Source organism: Lysobacter sp. H21R4 (assembly GCF_015277535.1).
Classification (GTDB): domain Bacteria; phylum Pseudomonadota; class Gammaproteobacteria; order Xanthomonadales; family Xanthomonadaceae; genus Novilysobacter; species Novilysobacter ciconiae.
The window spans coordinates 2,659,320-2,674,508 of the sequence record NZ_CP063772.1; the positions used below are offsets into that span (position 1 = coordinate 2,659,320).

The 15,189-nt window shown below is 69.3% G+C and carries 16 protein-coding genes and 1 pseudogene; 12 read left to right on the forward strand and 5 right to left on the reverse strand.

All coding sequences use genetic code 11. The features are described from left to right. The first annotated feature begins 25 nt into the window (after nt 1-25). The 4 genes from cfa (at nt 26) to INQ40_RS12110 (ending at nt 3,574) form a co-directional block, all read left to right on the forward strand. Nucleotides 26-1,156 carry a cyclopropane fatty acyl phospholipid synthase gene (gene cfa / locus INQ40_RS12095; RefSeq protein WP_228482215.1) on the forward strand — a complete coding sequence of 377 codons (1,131 nt, stop codon included), beginning with the start codon at nt 26-28 and terminating at the stop codon, nt 1,154-1,156. A 72-nt stretch (nt 1,157-1,228) separates the two neighbouring features. After that, nucleotides 1,229-1,624 carry a VOC family protein gene (locus INQ40_RS12100; protein ID WP_194340621.1) on the forward strand — a complete coding sequence of 132 codons (396 nt, stop codon included), beginning with the start codon at nt 1,229-1,231 and terminating at the stop codon, nt 1,622-1,624. Between the two features lie 212 nt (nt 1,625-1,836). After that, a complete protein-coding gene (locus tag INQ40_RS12105) occupies nt 1,837-2,739 on the forward strand; it encodes a recombination-associated protein RdgC (RefSeq protein WP_194340622.1) in 903 nt (300 codons plus the stop codon). 22 nt (nt 2,740-2,761) lie between these two features. Continuing rightward, nucleotides 2,762-3,574 carry a SprT family zinc-dependent metalloprotease gene (locus INQ40_RS12110; RefSeq protein ID WP_194340623.1) on the forward strand — a complete coding sequence of 271 codons (813 nt, stop codon included), beginning with the start codon at nt 2,762-2,764 and terminating at the stop codon, nt 3,572-3,574. A gap of 88 nt (nt 3,575-3,662) precedes the next feature. On the opposite strand, the gene INQ40_RS12115 is transcribed toward INQ40_RS12110, so the two are convergent. Both INQ40_RS12115 and hemH read right to left on the reverse strand, forming a co-directional pair. Then, the gene (locus INQ40_RS12115; RefSeq protein WP_228482026.1) at nt 3,663-4,535 is read right to left on the reverse strand and encodes an alpha/beta hydrolase; all 873 of its coding nucleotides are present in this window, start codon (nt 4,533-4,535) and stop codon (nt 3,663-3,665) included. Next, the gene (gene hemH / locus INQ40_RS12120; protein WP_194340624.1) at nt 4,532-5,515 is read right to left on the reverse strand and encodes a ferrochelatase; all 984 of its coding nucleotides are present in this window, start codon (nt 5,513-5,515) and stop codon (nt 4,532-4,534) included. The genes INQ40_RS12115 and hemH overlap by 4 nt, the downstream gene beginning before the upstream one ends. A gap of 159 nt (nt 5,516-5,674) precedes the next feature. Between hemH and INQ40_RS12125 the strand changes: the two are divergent. The 5 genes and pseudogenes from INQ40_RS12125 to INQ40_RS12145 form a co-directional block, all read left to right on the forward strand. Continuing rightward, nucleotides 5,675-6,370: pseudogene (locus INQ40_RS12125) on the forward strand (lipid-binding SYLF domain-containing protein); the annotation flags it as partial. 298 nt (nt 6,371-6,668) lie between these two features. Further along, nucleotides 6,669-6,929, forward strand: coding sequence for a Sec-independent protein translocase subunit TatA (gene tatA, locus INQ40_RS12130; RefSeq protein ID WP_193984901.1), 261 nt, complete (start codon nt 6,669-6,671; stop codon nt 6,927-6,929). A gap of 40 nt (nt 6,930-6,969) precedes the next feature. Then, a complete protein-coding gene (tatB, locus tag INQ40_RS12135; RefSeq protein ID WP_194340626.1) occupies nt 6,970-7,452 on the forward strand; it encodes a Sec-independent protein translocase protein TatB in 483 nt (160 codons plus the stop codon). Nucleotides 7,453-7,493: 41 nt separating this feature from the next. After that, nucleotides 7,494-8,249, forward strand: coding sequence for a twin-arginine translocase subunit TatC (tatC, locus tag INQ40_RS12140; protein WP_194342563.1), 756 nt, complete (start codon nt 7,494-7,496; stop codon nt 8,247-8,249). Next, nucleotides 8,246-8,938: an RDD family protein gene (locus INQ40_RS12145; protein ID WP_194340627.1), complete on the forward strand. Its 693-nt coding sequence runs from the start codon at nt 8,246-8,248 to the stop codon at nt 8,936-8,938. The genes tatC and INQ40_RS12145 overlap by 4 nt, the downstream gene beginning before the upstream one ends. A 42-nt stretch (nt 8,939-8,980) precedes the next feature. Here INQ40_RS12145 and INQ40_RS12150 read toward each other — a convergent pair whose 3' ends face one another. From INQ40_RS12150 to INQ40_RS12160, 3 genes are all read right to left on the reverse strand, one after another. Beyond that, nucleotides 8,981-9,907 carry a hypothetical protein gene (locus INQ40_RS12150; protein WP_194340628.1) on the reverse strand — a complete coding sequence of 309 codons (927 nt, stop codon included), beginning with the start codon at nt 9,905-9,907 and terminating at the stop codon, nt 8,981-8,983. 85 nt (nt 9,908-9,992) lie between these two features. Continuing rightward, nucleotides 9,993-10,829: a BPSS1780 family membrane protein gene (locus tag INQ40_RS12155; RefSeq protein ID WP_194340629.1), complete on the reverse strand. Its 837-nt coding sequence runs from the start codon at nt 10,827-10,829 to the stop codon at nt 9,993-9,995. A 99-nt stretch (nt 10,830-10,928) separates the two neighbouring features. Continuing rightward, a complete protein-coding gene (locus INQ40_RS12160) occupies nt 10,929-11,612 on the reverse strand; it encodes a glutamine amidotransferase (RefSeq protein WP_255524323.1) in 684 nt (227 codons plus the stop codon). Nucleotides 11,613-11,776: 164 nt separating this feature from the next. On the opposite strand from INQ40_RS12160, the gene glyQ reads away from it, so the two are divergent. The 3 genes from glyQ to glyS are packed head-to-tail and all read left to right on the forward strand — an operon-like array spanning nt 11,777 to nt 15,026. Further along, entirely contained in the window at nt 11,777-12,724 is a 948-nt protein-coding gene (gene glyQ / locus INQ40_RS12165) for a glycine--tRNA ligase subunit alpha (protein ID WP_194340631.1), read from the forward strand. Then, nucleotides 12,724-12,954: a hypothetical protein gene (locus INQ40_RS12170; protein WP_194340632.1), complete on the forward strand. Its 231-nt coding sequence runs from the start codon at nt 12,724-12,726 to the stop codon at nt 12,952-12,954. The genes glyQ and INQ40_RS12170 overlap by 1 nt, the downstream gene beginning before the upstream one ends. After that, entirely contained in the window at nt 12,951-15,026 is a 2,076-nt protein-coding gene (gene glyS, locus INQ40_RS12175; RefSeq protein ID WP_194340633.1) for a glycine--tRNA ligase subunit beta, read from the forward strand. Before INQ40_RS12170 ends, glyS begins: the two co-directional genes overlap by 4 nt. Nucleotides 15,027-15,189: the final 163 nt, after the last annotated feature.

Here is a 15,189-nt window from a genome sequence, read left to right on the forward strand (position 1 = left end):
GCCGCCACCGGCTCCCGCCCCGGCCCTGGATACCGCCCCGCAACAGCTGGTCGCCGGCCTGCTCGGCAAGGCGGATATCCGCATCAACGGCGACCGCCCCTGGGACATGCAGCTGCATGACCCGGCCGCACTCGAGCGGGCGCTGGCCGAGGGCAACCTCGGCCTGGGCGAGGCTTACATGGCCGGTGCATGGGACTGCGAACAACTCGATGTCTTCTTCGAGCGACTGCTACGCGCGCACCTGGATCGCGAGGTGCACCCGGCCCGCATCGCCTGGCACGCGCTGCAGGTGCGGATGTTCAACCGCCAGAGCCGCACCCGGGCCTGGCAGGTGGGCCGGGCCCACTACGACCTGGGCAACGATTTCTACGAAGCGATGCTGGACCCGCGCATGGTCTATTCCTGCGGCTACTGGAAGGACGCCACCGACCTGGCCGGCGCGCAGGAGGCCAAGCTCGAGCTGATCTGCCGCAAGCTTGGCCTGCGCCCGGGGATGCGGGTGCTGGACATCGGCTGCGGCTGGGGCAGCTTCATGGGCTACGCCGCCGAGCGCCACGGCGTGGAATGCATCGGCGTGACCGTATCGGCCGAGCAGACCCGCTACGCGCAGGAACGCTACGCCGGGCTGCCGCTGGAATTCCGCCTGCAGGACTACCGCGAGCTGGACGGCGACAGCCTCGGCGGCCGGGTGGACCGCATCGTCAGCGTCGGCATGTTCGAGCACGTGGGCCACAAGAACCACCGCGACTACATGGAGGTCGCCCGGCGCTGCCTGTCTCCGGAGGGCCTGTTCCTGCTGCACACGATCGGCAAGAACGAGCGTCATGCCACGCCGGACCGCTGGATCGACAAGCACATCTTCCCCAACGGCGAGACGCCCTCGATCGGCCAGATCGGCGATGCCATCGATGGCCTGTTCATCGCCGAGGACGTGCACAATTTCGGCGCCGACTACGACCGTACCCTGATGGCCTGGCACGCCAACTTCGAGGCCGCCTGGCCGCTTTTCGCCGACCGGCTGGACCGTCCGTTCCAGCGCAAGTGGCGCTATTACCTGCTCTCGTGCGCCGGTGCGTTCCGGGCCCGGGAGCTGCAGTTGTGGCAATGGGTCCTGTCGCCGGAGGGCGTGCCCGGCGGGTACCGCCGGGTGAGCTGACGAGGTACCCGCAAAACCGGCGCGCCCAGGCGGACCTGGGCGCAGGATTTTCCCCGACCCAGTGAGGCGGCCATGTACATACCCCCGGGCTTCACCACCATCACCCCGTATTTCTTCGTCGAAGACGCGGAGCGCTTCGTTGATTTCCTGACCAGTGCGTTCGGTGGCGTGGAAGAGCTGCGCTCGCTGCGGGCCGACGGCCGGATCGCCAACACGCAGGTGCGGGTAGGCACCTCCACGGTGATGATCAGCGAGGCGACCGCCCGCTACCCAAGCATGGCGTTCTCGTTCTACCTCTATGTCGAGGACGCCGATGCCGCGATGGCACGCGCCATCGCAGCGGGCGCGACCCACGAGATGGACGTGGCGGACATGCCCTATGGCGACCGCCAGGGCGGTGTCCGCGACCCGCGCGGCAATATCTGGTGGATCTCCCAGCGTCTGGTCCAGGAGCCGTACTCGGCGTAGGCGCGCGACAACGACGGTCCGCGCCGGAACCGGACCGGGGATCGCACCCATCAGGCGTGCCGGTAGAATGGGGATCCAACGACGCCGCCCGACCCGGTCCGCTCCCTTCCACGCCGGTGACGGGCGCACGTCTTCCCCAAGCGCACCGCTGCGGCCCGACGGCCCGGCCGGCAGCGCCTGTCCTGTGCGACCCCAACCTGGATTCCGTCTGCATGTTTTTCCGCAACCTGACCCTGTTCCGCTTCCCCACCTCCACCAAACTCGATGATCTGGACGCTGGCCTGCAGGAGTGCGCGCTCAAGCCGGTCGGCGCGCTGGAGCTGTCATCGCGCGGCTTTGTCTCGCCCATTGGCCGTGATGGCGAGGAGCTCGCGCAGCGCCAGGGCGACGCGATCTGGCTGACCGTGGGCGGCGAGGACCGCCTGCTGCCCGGCGCCGTGGTCAACGACATGCTGGCCCGCAAGCTGGAGGAGATCGAGCAGACCGAAGGCCGCAAGCCCGGCGGCCGCACCCGCAAGCGCCTCAAGGACGAGCTGATCACCGAGCTGATGCCGCGGGCGTTCATCAAGCCCAGCCGCACCGATGCGCTGGTGGATCTGGAGCATGGGATCCTCGTCGTCGACAGCTCCAGCCGCAAGAGCGCGGAGAACGTGGCCTCCGAGATCCGCCGCGCGCTGGGCAGCTTCCCGGCCATGCCGCTGAACCCGGAGATCGCGCCGCGCTCGATCCTGACCGGCTGGGTCGCCGGCGAGCCACTGCCCGACGGCCTGAGCATCGGCGATGAGTGCGAGCTGCGCGATCCGGCCGACCAGGGCGCGGTGGTCAAGGTGCAGCGCATGGAGCTGGACAACGACGAGATCGCCAAGCATCTGGAAACCGGCAAGCAGGTGACCCGCCTGGCGCTGACGCTGGACGACCACGTGTCCTTCGTTCTGGGCGAGGACCTGATCGTGCGCAAGTTCAAGCTGCTCGACGGCGCCGTGGACCAGCTGGAGTCCACCGACCACGACGACGTGCGCGCGGAAATGGAAGCGCGCTTCGTGCTGATGAGCGGTGAGGTCAAGCGCCTGTTCGCGGTGTTGCAGTCGGCCTTCAAGCTCAGCGCGGCCGACTGAGGCGCGGGGCGCAGGCACCACCATGCTTCGCCGCCTGCACGGCCTGGTCGGCACCAAACGCACGCCCGCGCGGCGCGCCGTGCAACGCGACACCTTCGAGCTGACCCTGGACGACGGTCAGTCGCTGGAGGTGGAGCGGCGCCGGGACCCGCGCGCGCGCCGGATCAAGCTCTCCGTCAGCGAGCGCGGCGTGCGCCTGACCCTGCCGCCGCGCGCCAGCGCCAGTGCGGCGGCACGCTTCGCCCACGAGCACCGGCAGTGGCTTGCGCTGCAACTGGAGCTGCACACGCGCGACGTACCGGCGCCGCTGCTGCGGGATGTGTCCGCCACGCTGCCACTGCGCGACGCCGAGCGTCCATTGCGCTGGGAACGCGGCCGGTTCACCCGGATCGAGTCCGCACCCGGCGACGCACTGGTGTTCCTGCTGCCCGAGCGCGCCGGACCGGCGGCGCAGGCCCGGGCATTGCGGGATTTCTACGAGGGCGAGGCGCGCGCCGACTTGGCCCGCTGGATGCCGGAGTACCTGGACGGGCTGCCGCGCCCACCGCGCCGGTTCCGCTTCAAGCTGATGTCCTCGCGCTGGGGCTCGCTGGCACCCGACGACTCCGTCGCGCTGGACCTGTCGCTGGTGCTCGCCCGGCCTTCGGCCTACCGCTACGTGCTGGTGCACGAGCTTTGCCACCTGCTCCAGGCCAACCACTCACCCGCATTCTGGGCCGAGGTGGAGACACGCATGCCGCACTGGCGCGAGGAGCGTGAGTACCTGCGAGTGCACGGCTCGCGGCTGAAGGCGACGATGCGCTCGCTGCTTGCCACAGCGCCCGACAAGGCGTAAGTCGGCATCGCCGGCCGCGCTCTGGATCGTGGCGATCGGGGCGCGCTGATCTGACCGCGGCTTCAACCGCGCTGATCAGGCCCGGTGATCAGATCGCGTTGAAAAAGTCCGCGAACACCGCTGCCACCTCGGCGGGCTGCTCCATGTGCACATGATGCCCACCGGGCATGGTGGCCAACTGCGCGTCGCGCAGGCAATCGAAGCGCGCCCGGCGCTGCTCTTCGGGGAAGTAGACCTGCGCCGGTTCGGCGTAGAGCACGCGCACCGGACACTCCACTGCGCGCAACAACTCGCGCACCTGCTCCTCGCTGATGCGGATGGCGGTCGGCCGCGTGAGGCGCGGGTCGCTGCGCCAGCTGAAGCCGCGCGGGCCGCCCTCGCCGCGTACCGGAACCAGGCCCCGTTCGACCAGCAGGCGCGCCGCGCCGGGCTGGATATCCCCGGCCTGCAAACGCGCGCGCACAGCCGTGGCGGGATCCGGAAACACGCGCAATGGCTTGCGCGGACCGCCCGGGCGCGCGAATGCCTCGCGCAGCGATTCAACATGGCGGCCCTGCTCGGCTGACAGCGCGCCCAGCGCCTCGATCGTGCCCAGGCGCTGGATGCGCTGCGGCGCGGCCGCCGCCATCAGACTCGCCACCGCCCCGCCCAACGAGTGGCCCAGCAGCGAGAACTCGTCCCAGCCCAGTGCATCGGCGGCGGCAAACACCGAGCGCGCTGTGCTGACGACGGTGTATTCGGCGGCCTCGGGAAAATGGTCACTGGCGCCATGGCCGGGCATGTCCAGTGCGACCAGCTCGATGCCCGGCAGATACGGGTGCAGCGGGATGAAGCTGGCCGCGTTGTCCAGCCAGCCGTGCAGGGCCAGCACGCGCGGCACCGCCCGCCCGGCGGGCGCGGAGCGCAGCCCGGCCAGTCGGCCCAGCCGGGTATCCAGGACGAAGTCCTGCAGCCGGGTCACGGCTGGGCCATCGGCCAGGCGTCCAGGCCGCGCCGCGCAATCCCGGCGATGACACGCGCATGCGCCGGCGAATCGTTGAGGCAGGGAATGTAGCGCAGCGTGCCGCCGCGTCCGGCGACCTCGGCCGCCAGCTCCATGGAGATCTCCTCCAGCGTCTCCAGGCAGTCGGCCGCAAACCCGGGCGCGACGACGTCGATGCATTGCACGCCCCGCTCGCCCAGCGCGGCCAGCGCGGTGGTCGTCGCCGGTTCCAGCCACCGCTCGGCGCCAAAGCGCGACTGGTAGCTGATGGTCCACTGGTGGGGTTCCAGCTCGAGTGCCCTGGCGATCGCCTGCGCGCCGGCCTCGGATTGGCGCTGGTACGGATCACCGTTGCGGATCACCCGCTTGGGCAGGCCGTGGAAGGAGAACACCAGGTGATCGCCGGCGCCGTTGCGGGCGCGATGCTCGCGGATCGAGTCGGCCACCGCCGCCACCCAGCCCGGATCCACGTGGTAGTCATCGACCATGCGCACCTGCATCGCCGTCTCGCGCGCGAGCACGTCGCCGACGGTCGCGGTGGTGGTGGTCGAGTACTGCGGATACAGCGGCAGTCCGAGCACCCGGCGGATGCCGCGCCCGCGCAGGTCCTCCAGCACCCTGGTCAGCGCGGGGTTGCCATAGCGCATCGCGTCGACGACCAGTACCTCGGGCATTTCGCGCTGGACGCCTTCGGCCAGACGGCGGCTGTAGACCGCCAACGGCGATCCGCCTTCCAGCCACACGCTGGCGTATTTGAGCGCCACCTTCGGCGAGCGGCGCGGCAGGATGATCCCATGCAGCAACGGCAGCCAGAACAGCCGCGGCAAAGCGACCACGCGGCGGTCGGACAGGAACTCGCCCAGGTAGCGGCGCACCGCGTCCGCGGTGGGCGCGTCGGGCGTGCCAAGATTGATCAGAACGACGGCGGTATCGGGGGAGGGGGCAGCGGATTGAGTCATCCGTATAGGATGCCAGCTGCCGTTGGTTCCCACAGGATTCATCGCCGCGTCACTAGCCTGAATAAAGCTCCGGTACGAACTTCGCCGCCCGCGTGCGGTCGATGGGGATGTGCCGGCAGTCGTCGGGTTCCATCCGCAGTCCCGTTTCCGGAGTCCTCCATGTCGATCCTCCCCCGTCTTGCCTCGATCCTGCTCGCGTTCGTCGTTGCCGCCCCCGCCCTTGCCGGGGTGACCGAGGACGAGCGCGCCCGCAACGCGGTCCGCGTGCTCAACGAAATCCAGGCCATTCCGGAGTCGGGCATCCCCGATGCGATGCTCGACCAGGCCAGGGCCATCGTGGTCGTGCCCGATACCCTGAAGATCGGCCTGGTACTGGGCGGTCGCCGCGGCCACGGCCTGGTGTCGATCAAGACCCCGCAGGGCACCTGGTCCAATCCGGCCTTCGTCAAGCTCACCGGCGCCAGCATCGGCTTCCAGGCCGGCGTGCAGTCATCCGACGTGGTGCTGGTGTTCACCAGCCAGCGTGGGCTGGACTCCATCGTCAACGGCAAGCTGACCCTGGGCGCGGACGCCAGCGTCGCCGCCGGGCCGGTCGGCCGGACCACCGGGCTGGCCACCGATGGGCAACTGAAGGCGGAGATCTGGTCGTGGTCGCGCGCGCGCGGCCTGTTCGCCGGCGTTGCCCTGGATGGCGCGGTGCTCAGCATCGATGACGCCGCCAACCAGAGCGTTTACGGCGGCGGCACCACGCCGCGGATGATCTTCGAGGACCGCGCCGGCCAGCGCGCCTCCGACGCGGTGGTGGGTTTCCGCGACCAGCTCGAGGAAGCGACGGCAACCGCCCGCGCCGCGCGCAGGCAGCAGCCGGCCCCGGCCGCACCCGTTGCCTATGGATCGCCGGCGGCAACGGTCAATGCGCCCGCCGCGGGCACCTCGACCGCGCCGGTCAGCAGCGCGCCGCTGAACGCGCCTCGCGACACGACCTACGACGCCAACCGCCCGCAGCCGCAGCCGTTCGAAACCGTGGACAGCCCGCAACCGCCGGCGATCCACACCGAACCACTGCCGCCCAACGGCTGAACGGCCGCCCCCGCCGGCAGTGGCCGGTGATTGCGGGTATTCTGGAACCTCTGGTTTTTCTGCGGACACGTCGATGGGTAGTATGAGTATTGGGCACTGGGTAGTCGTGCTGTTGATCGTGGTGCTGGTGTTTGGCACCAAGCGCCTGAAAAACGTCGGCAAGGACCTGGGCGAGGCGGTGAAGGGCTTCAAAAAGGGCGTGCACGACGATGACGATCTCGATGCCGACCGCCCGCCGGCCCGCCTTGGCGACGACGCCCGCCGCGAAGAGCCGTCCACCCGCCGCCCGGCCGACGTGCGCGATGCGCGCGACGACGAGCAGATCCCGCGCTAGCGGACTGCCCTGATCGGGGCGTGTACCCCGGCGGCCTGCCATGTTTGACATCGGTTTTTCCGAGCTTTTTGTCGTCGCGATCGTCGCCCTGATGGTGCTCGGTCCCGAGCGGCTGCCCCGCGCGGCGCGCTTCACGGGGCTGTGGGTACGGCGTGCGCGCGCGCAGTGGTACTCGGTCAAGTCCGAGCTGGAGCGCGAGCTGGCCGACGATGAGCTGAAAAAGAGCCTGGCCCGGACCCGTGACGAACTGCGCGAGCTGGGCACGGAGCTGAAGAACCAGGGCCGCGACCTGCACGATGACCTGCGCCGCGAAGGCCAGGGCATCGAGAAGTCGGTGAAGCACGCCGAAAAGTCGGTGAAGGACGCGGTGGCTCCGGTCACGCGTGCCGCGGCCACCGCTGCGGCGCCTGCGCTGGGGCACGACGCGGCGGAGCAGGACGGCGACGCAATGCGGGGAGATACCCCTGACGCCGGCCCGGCCGAACCCGTCGCGGGCGCGGGCACGCCGGATCCGCAACCATGAGCCCGAACCCGGCGGACGACGCGCGCGACCCGCGCGAGCCGATGGACAACGATACCGAGGCCGCGCCCCGACTGATCGACCACCTGATCGAACTGCGCGGCCGCGTGCTGCGCGCGGTGACCGGTCTCCTCGCCGTGCTGCTGTTGCTGCTGCCGTTCGGCAACAAACTCTACGCTGCGCTGGCCGCGCCATTGCTGGCCAAGCTGCCGCCGGGCGGGCAGTTGATCGCGGTCGAAGTCGCCAGCCCCTTTTTCGCGCCGTTGAAGCTGGCCTTCTTCGCCGCCCTGATGGTCTCGATGCCATGGCTGCTGTACCAGGCCTGGGCGTTCGTCGCCCCGGGGCTGTACCAGCGCGAGAAGCGTCTGGCGGTGCCGCTGCTGGCCTCCTCGGTGGCACTGTTCTACGCCGGCTGCGCGTTCGCGTTTTTCCTGGTGCTGCCCGCGGTATTCGGTTTCCTGACCAAGATCGCGCCTGAAGGCGTGGCGATGATGACCGACATCAGCGCCTACCTGGACTTCGTGCTGGTGATCTTCCTGGCCTTCGGTGCCAGCTTCGAGTTGCCCGTGGCGATGGTCATCGCGGCTTTGCTGGGCTGGGTCACACCCGACCAGTTGAAGGAATCGCGCGGCTATGCGGTGGTCGGGATCTTCGTCCTGGCGGCGGTCATCACGCCGCCCGACGTGGTCTCCCAGCTGATGCTGGCCGCGCCGATGTGCGCCCTCTACGAGGTCGGCATCATCGCCTCGCGCTGGCTGGTGCGCGGGGACAGGACGGCGGCCGCCAGCGACACGGAATGACCGGGTTGATCCAACCGGCCGGGCTGTGGCAGCGCATCGCCGCCTGGACACTGGATGCCGTCGCGCTCGGAACGCTGTCGCTGTTGCTGGCTTGGCCGCTTCTTTCCGCTCGCGCTGCAGCGTTTGCACAGCAGATGGACGCACTGATGGAAGCCTGCGGCCATGCCATGGGCCGGGCAATCATCGAGGGCGTGCCGCTGCCGGCCTTGGCACTGACCGTGATGCAGGACCCCTCGATCAGGGCGTCGACCGCCGGGCTGGAGCACGCGCTGTGGGCGCTGGGATGGCCACCACTCGCGACTTTGTTCGTGGTGTCGGCGATCTACCACACCGCATTGGAAGCCGGGCCGTGGCAGGCCACGCCAGGGCAACGATTGCTGGGCCTGCAGGTCGCCGATGCCCGGCGGCAACGAATCCGCCCTGCCCGCGCGCTTTTGCGGCACGTCGCCGGCGTGGCGTCGTGGTTAACCCTCAATATCGGCCATCTGATGGCCGCCGTCCCTCCGCGGCACCAGGCCCTGCACGATCGCCTCGGCGGAACGCGGGTATGGGCTGCGCAGCCGGGGATGCCGGGCTGGGCGGTCGCCTGGCTGGCGCTCGTCGGTACCCTTGCCATGGCGCTGGGAGCCTGGTGGGTGGGAAACGCGATGGCCACCATGCAAGGCGCGCTGGAACAATCGCTGCAGTGACGCCCCGGAGGCGCATGCCGCCCGGGGCGTGATTGCGTGTCCTCAGGCGGCGATGCCGTCGGTGGCCACCGGAGCCGTGACAGCAGCCGCGCCGCCACCGCAGACATCGCGCCACAGGTGGTACATCGCGCCGAACATGACCACATACATCGCCAGCATGCCGGCGATGTACAGCGGGATCGCCAGCACGACCGCCAGCCAGGCGCCGGCAATCTTGGCCAGCAGGCCGATCAGCATGGCCAGCAGGAGGACCGCGATGGATACCAGGATCATCGCCACGATGGCGGCGATCACGAACACCAACAGCGGCAGCAGGTTCTTGAACGTGCCCACGACCCCGTCGCCGAGTGCGGAAAACACCCCGCGCCCGCGCAGCACCACCTGGCCCAGCGCAATGGCCTGCACGCCGTAGGACACCAGCCCGACCACCAGCATCGCCACGCTGGCGATGCCCATGCCCGCCGGCAGCTGGTCCAGCATCGCCGGGTCGCCGCCGCCGGCCATCGAGGACTGCAGCATCTGCAGATACCACTGCACGAATCCGCCGGCGAAGGTCATCAGCACGGCGATCAGGATCACGTTCTGCAGCACCGCCAGCATCACCATCAGGCCGATCGTGCGCAGGGACGTGGCGAAGCCACCGAAACCGGCGAACACATCCGTGGCGCGCGCGCCGCTGCCACTTTCCACCCTGTCCAGCAGGCGCAGGAAACCGACCACCATCATCGCCATGACCACGATCACCAGCACGCTCATCACGGCGGTGCCCAGCATCATGCCGGTGAGCCCGTCTCCCATCGTCGCCGCCAGGGCGAACTGCACGGCGACACCGGCGAACACCGCCGCGAGTACGACCACCGTCATCAGCGCGGCACCGCCGAAAACCGCGCCCGGACCGTTGCGGCCGACATTGATTGCGCGCGTCAGCCAGCCGAGACCGGCCATGGGCCCCATTGCACGAGTGCTCATCGTTTTTCTCTCCCCTTGATTGATCCCTGGAAACCCCGCGACGCAGGGCCGTAAACGCTCTCCCCCGAGAGCTCGCGCGCCGCCGTCAGGCCTCGAAGCCGCCCGCGACCGTTTCAGTCACCGGCGCGTCGCCCACCATCTGGCGCCACGCAAGATACACCGCGCCGCCCAGCACCGGCAGCAGGATCGCCATCAGCAGCAGTTGCACCGCGAACATCGACGCGTGGGCGCCGATCGCGAAGGCCAGCAGCGCGCCCACCAGCTGCAGGGCGAGGCTGAGCGCGATCATGCCGATCACCAGCAGCACCAGCATGACCAGCAGCGCGCCCAGGTTGCGCAGGCAGGCACGCAGGCTCAGCTGCATCGCCGCGAAGGCCGTGCGCGGGGTGAAGATGATCTCCGGAATCGCCACGAAGGTGAAAAACCCGGCGACGACGCCGACGACCATCGCCGCCACCATCCAGCCGAACAGTGCGCCCAGCGGCAGGGACTCCACCAAGGCCGGGTCGGGATTGGTCTGCAGCTCGATCATCACCGTGGAAAGGCGCTGCAGCTGCTCCGGCCCCACCATCGCCACCAGCAGGATCACCAACACGACCATCGCCACAAGCTGCGGCAGCAGCATCGCCAGCAGGCGAGGCGCCTTGCCATCGCGCACACCCTGCAGCAGGTGTCGTGGGCTGGCCGGCAGGCCGCGATCGACCTCGCGCGCGGCATAGATGATCCCGGCAAACAGGATCGGCCCGGCCACCGCCATCAGCGCGCTCAGCCACACCTGCCCGCCCAGCGAGCCCAGCGCCGAGAGGCCGCCCCAGATCAGGCCCAGCAGTCCCAGCGTCAAAGGCGCCCTGCGCAGCAAGGCAATGCCGCCGAGCAACCACTCGGCCCCGGCGCCCATGGGCACTTTGCGAATCTCGTTCATCCCGCTCATCTCCCTGATACCGCTGATCCGTGGCCGCACCTGCGGCGCCGTGTCGCAACCGCTTGCTTCCCCGCCCGCGCGCCGCCTGAGTCCGTGTTTTCAACCGTTCGTGCGCGCCAGCCCGGTGGCATGGTGCACGAACCGGCGCATCACCCGCCGCCCCTCCGGCGTGGCGGCGACCTGGGCCACCATCGCCGCAGGATCCAGTCCCTCACGCTGCAACGCAACCTTGCGCGCCTGGATGTAGCCGCGCATGTGGGTGGCGCTGAACTCGGGGTGGAACTGCACGCCCCACGCATTGTCGCCCCAGCGGAATGCCTGCACCGGGTCCAGCGCGGAGCGCGCCAGCACGACGGCGCCCTCGGGCACCTTCAGGACGCTCTGCTGATGGGTCAGTTGCACCGCGAAGCGCTCCGGCATGGGCGCAAGCAGGACATCATCGGCCGCCGGCGGCAGCAGTTCGATCTCGAAGGTGCCCATTTCCCGCCCGGCCGGGTTGTCGCCCACCACGCCGCCCAGCGCATGCGCCAGCAGCTGGTGCCCGTAGCAGATGCCGAAAATCGGCAAACCCGCACGCGCCGCGTCGGCCAGCCAAGCCGCGGTGGCTTCGCTCCAGTCGCGGCGCTCGGTGACCATCGCGCCCGAGCCGGTGACGATCACGCCGGCGAAGCCCCCGGTGGTCGGCAGGCTTTCACCGGCTTCCACGTTGATCGACACCACGCGCTCGCGCGGCAGCCCGCTGGCCACGCGGATCCAGTGCGGGAAACCGCCGTGGCGGCGCATCGAGGCGACCGGCTGGCCGGTCTCGATGATCAGGAAGGGAGCAGTCAACGGCAGGGTTCCAGTCAGGTGCGGCCCGCCGCGCGGGGCGGCAGGCCGGTGTGAAAAAGCGGCCCTCGCAGGGCCGCACGTATACTACCGTGCTTTGTTCCCACGGCCTCTCCAGCATGTCGAAGACCGCTCCCGGCACCCCGGCTCCGCCGACTTTCCAGCAGCTGATCCAGCGCCTGAACGAGTTCTGGGCCAACCAGGGTTGCGTGCTGATCCAGCCGCTGGACCTGGAGGTGGGCGCGGGCACCTTCCACCCGGCGACCTTCCTGCGCGCGATCGGACCGGAGCCATGGAACGCCGCCTACGTGCAGCCCTGCCGGCGTCCCACCGATGGCCGCTACGGCGACAATCCCAACCGCCTGCAGCGCTACTACCAGTACCAGGTAGCGATGAAGCCGAGCCCGGACAACATCGTCGAGCTGTATTTCGACTCGCTCAAGTCGCTCGGCGTGGATCCGCTGGTGCACGACCTGCGCCTGGTCGAGGACAACTGGGAATCACCGACCCTCGGCGCCTGGGGCCTGGGCTGGGAGGTCTGGCTCAACGGCATGGAAGTGACCCAGTTCACCTACTTCCAGCAGGCAGGCGGGATGGAGTGCCGGCCGGTGCTGGGCGAGATCACCTACGGCCTGGAGCGGCTGTGCATGTACCTGCAGGGCGTGGACAACGTGTTCGACCTGGTCTGGACCCATGGCCCCGACGGCCATCCGGTCACCTACCGCGATGTCTACCACCAGAACGAGGTCGAGCAGAGCACCTACAACTTCGAGCACGCCAACGTGGAGGTGCTGCGGCGCCGGTTCGACGAGTGCGAGGCCGAGGCGCTGGCGATGGTGGAGCTCAACCTGCCCCTGCCGGCCTACGAGCAGGTGATGAAGGCCAGCCACTGCTTCAACCTGCTGGACGCGCGCCGCGCGATCTCGGTGACCGAGCGCCAGCGCTACATCCTGCGGGTGCGCAAAATCTCCCACGGCGTCGCGGAGGCGTACTTCGCCCAGCGCGAGAAGCTCGGCTTTCCGGGTGTCCGGAATGCTTCCACTTCGGTCCCTTCGGAGGCCGTGTGATGGGCACCACCACCGAGTTTGTCTTTGGCGGCTTCCTGTTCGGGGTCTTTACCGCTTACTGGGCCCAGACCACCCATCGCAATCCGTGGCTTTGGCTTTTTTTCGGCTGGTTCCTGCCCCCGGTCGCCGGCGTTCTGCTGCTGTTGAAAAACAGCGCGCGCCCTGCTCCGCGCAATCTTGATGCAAGGGGTCGTGACGATCTGATCGCCGTACGCAAGGACATTCCATGAACACCATGCAGCCCCTGCTGATTGAACTGGGCACCGAAGAACTGCCGGTCAAGGCGCTGCCGGGCCTGGCGCGCGCGTTTTTTGACGGCGTGATCGAGGGGCTCGCCAAGCGCGGCATCGCCTTCGAGCGCGACGAGGCCAAGCCGCTGTACACACCGCGTCGCCTCGCCGTGTTGCTGCCAGGCGTGGCCAGCGAGCAACCCGAGCAGTCGACCGAGGTGATGGGCCCCTACCTCAACATCGCCCTCGACGGCGAAGGCCAGCCGACCCGCGCGCTGCAGGGCTTCGCGGCCAAGGCCGGCGTGGAATGGACCGCGCTGGAGAAGACCACCGACAACAAGGGCGAGCGTTTCGTCCACCGATCGGTAAAACCCGGAGCGCGCACCGCGGATCTGCTGGGCGATATCGTCAGCGACGCGCTGGCGGCCATGCCTATCCCCAAGCCGATGCGCTGGGGCGACCACGACTACAGCTTCGCCCGCCCGGTGCATTGGCTGGTCGCGCTGCTGGGCAGCGAGGTGGTCGAGATGGAGCTGCTGGGCGTGCGCAGCGACCGCATGAGCCGCGGCCACCGCTTCATGCACGACAAGCCGGTGTGGTTCACCGCGCCGGATGATTACGTGGAATCGCTGCGTGCCGCGAAGGTGCTGGTGGATGCCGACGAGCGCAGCGAACGGATCGTGCAGCAGGTGCGGGCGGCAGCGAGCGCGTGCGGCGGCGAGGCGCGGATCGATCCGGGCATCCTGGAAGAGGTCAACGGGCTGGTCGAATGGCCCAGCGCGGTGACCTGCGGGTTTGAAACCGAATTCCTCGCGATCCCGGCCGAAGCCCTGATCGCGACCATGGAAACCAACCAGAAGTTCTTCCCCGTGCTGGGCGCGGACGGCAAGCTGAGCGAGCACTTCGTCGGCATCGCCAACATCGAGAGCACCGATGTGGAGCAGGTGCGCAAGGGCTACGAGCGGGTGATCCGGCCACGCTTCAGCGATGCGAAGTTCTTCTTCGTGGAAGACATGAAGCAGGGGCTGGCATCGATGGTCGAGGGGCTGGCCCAGGTCACCTACCAGAACAAGCTGGGCAGCATGGCCGACAAGGTCGCCCGCGTCGCCGCGCTGGCCGAGGCGATCGCCGGCCAGATCGGCGCCGATCCGGTGCAGGCGCGACGTGCGGCCGAGCTGTCCAAGGCCGACCTGCAGTCGCTGATGGTGGGCGAGTTCCCGGAGCTGCAGGGCATCGCCGGGCGTTACTACGCCGCGGTCGAGAACGAGCCGGAGGCGGTCGCCAACGCGATCGACGAGGCCTACCTGCCACGGGTGTCCGGCGACGCCATCGCGCCCTCGCCGCTGGGCCAGGTGCTGGCGATCGCCGAACGGCTGGATACGCTTGCCGGCGGCTTTGCCGCGGGCCTGAAGCCGACCGGCAACAAGGACCCGTTCGCCCTGCGCCGCAATGCGCTGGGCCTTGCGCGCACGCTGCTCGAAGGCGGACACGAGCTGTTGCTGCACGACCTGGTGGAGCGCGCGCTCGCCGCGCAGCCGGTCCAGCATCCCGACATCAGTGCCTTCGATATCACCGCCTTCGTCTACGATCGCCTGCGTGGCTATTACGCCGACCGCGGCGTGTCCCCGCAGCAGTTCGAGGCGGTGAGCCATGCCGCCCACGACTCGCTGCCCGACTTCGGCCGCCGCCTCGCCGCCATCGGCGAGTTCGCCACCCTGCCCGAAGCGGCGGCGCTGGCCGCGGCCAACAAGCGCAGCCGCAACATCCTGCGCAAGGCCGAGGGGGTGGTACCGGATACCGTCGATGCCGCGTTGTTCGCCGAACCCGCCGAGCGCGAGCTGGCCGATGCGATCGATGCCGCCATCGCCGACACCGACCCGCTGCTGGATGCGGGCGACTACGTCGCGGTACTCGGGCGGCTGGCGCGGCTGCGGCCGCAGGTGGACGCCTTCTTCGAGCAGGTGATGGTCAACGCCGACGACCCGGCGGTGCGCAGCAACCGCCTCGCGCTGCTGCGCCGCCTCAGCGACCGCCTCGGCAGCGTGGCGGCGATCGAGCACCTGTCGGTCTGAGGCGGCGTAAGCGCTGGTTCTGGCGCCGATTGCGCGACCCGTTACGCCTCTCGCGGCCGCTAGCGGGCGGCGGAGGCGAGGGGCGCAGCAGTTGCGTGCAGGGCTGTCACCAACCTCGACGGCGACTGCGGCGAACGACCACGACCCGGTGTGCCGCGACGTT

Coding starts and splice junctions, on each gene's coding strand:
- tatC (WP_194342563.1), top strand. CDS start 7,494: ATGGACAACGATACCGAGGCCGCGCCCCGACTGATCGACCACCTGATC.
- INQ40_RS12170 (WP_194340632.1), top strand. CDS start 12,724: ATGGGCACCACCACCGAGTTTGTCTTTGGCGGCTTCCTGTTCGGGGTC.
- hemH (WP_194340624.1), bottom strand. CDS start 5,515: ATGACTCAATCCGCTGCCCCCTCCCCCGATACCGCCGTCGTTCTGATC.
- glyS (WP_194340633.1), top strand. CDS start 12,951: ATGAACACCATGCAGCCCCTGCTGATTGAACTGGGCACCGAAGAACTG.
- tatA (WP_193984901.1), top strand. CDS start 6,669: ATGGGTAGTATGAGTATTGGGCACTGGGTAGTCGTGCTGTTGATCGTG.
- INQ40_RS12160 (WP_255524323.1), bottom strand. CDS start 11,612: ATGCGCCGCCACGGCGGTTTCCCGCACTGGATCCGCGTGGCCAGCGGG.
- glyQ (WP_194340631.1), top strand. CDS start 11,777: ATGTCGAAGACCGCTCCCGGCACCCCGGCTCCGCCGACTTTCCAGCAG.
- tatB (WP_194340626.1), top strand. CDS start 6,970: ATGTTTGACATCGGTTTTTCCGAGCTTTTTGTCGTCGCGATCGTCGCC.
- INQ40_RS12105 (WP_194340622.1), top strand. CDS start 1,837: ATGTTTTTCCGCAACCTGACCCTGTTCCGCTTCCCCACCTCCACCAAA.
- INQ40_RS12145 (WP_194340627.1), top strand. CDS start 8,246: ATGACCGGGTTGATCCAACCGGCCGGGCTGTGGCAGCGCATCGCCGCC.
- INQ40_RS12110 (WP_194340623.1), top strand. CDS start 2,762: ATGCTTCGCCGCCTGCACGGCCTGGTCGGCACCAAACGCACGCCCGCG.
- INQ40_RS12100 (WP_194340621.1), top strand. CDS start 1,229: ATGTACATACCCCCGGGCTTCACCACCATCACCCCGTATTTCTTCGTC.
- INQ40_RS12155 (WP_194340629.1), bottom strand. CDS start 10,829: ATGAACGAGATTCGCAAAGTGCCCATGGGCGCCGGGGCCGAGTGGTTG.
- INQ40_RS12150 (WP_194340628.1), bottom strand. CDS start 9,907: ATGAGCACTCGTGCAATGGGGCCCATGGCCGGTCTCGGCTGGCTGACG.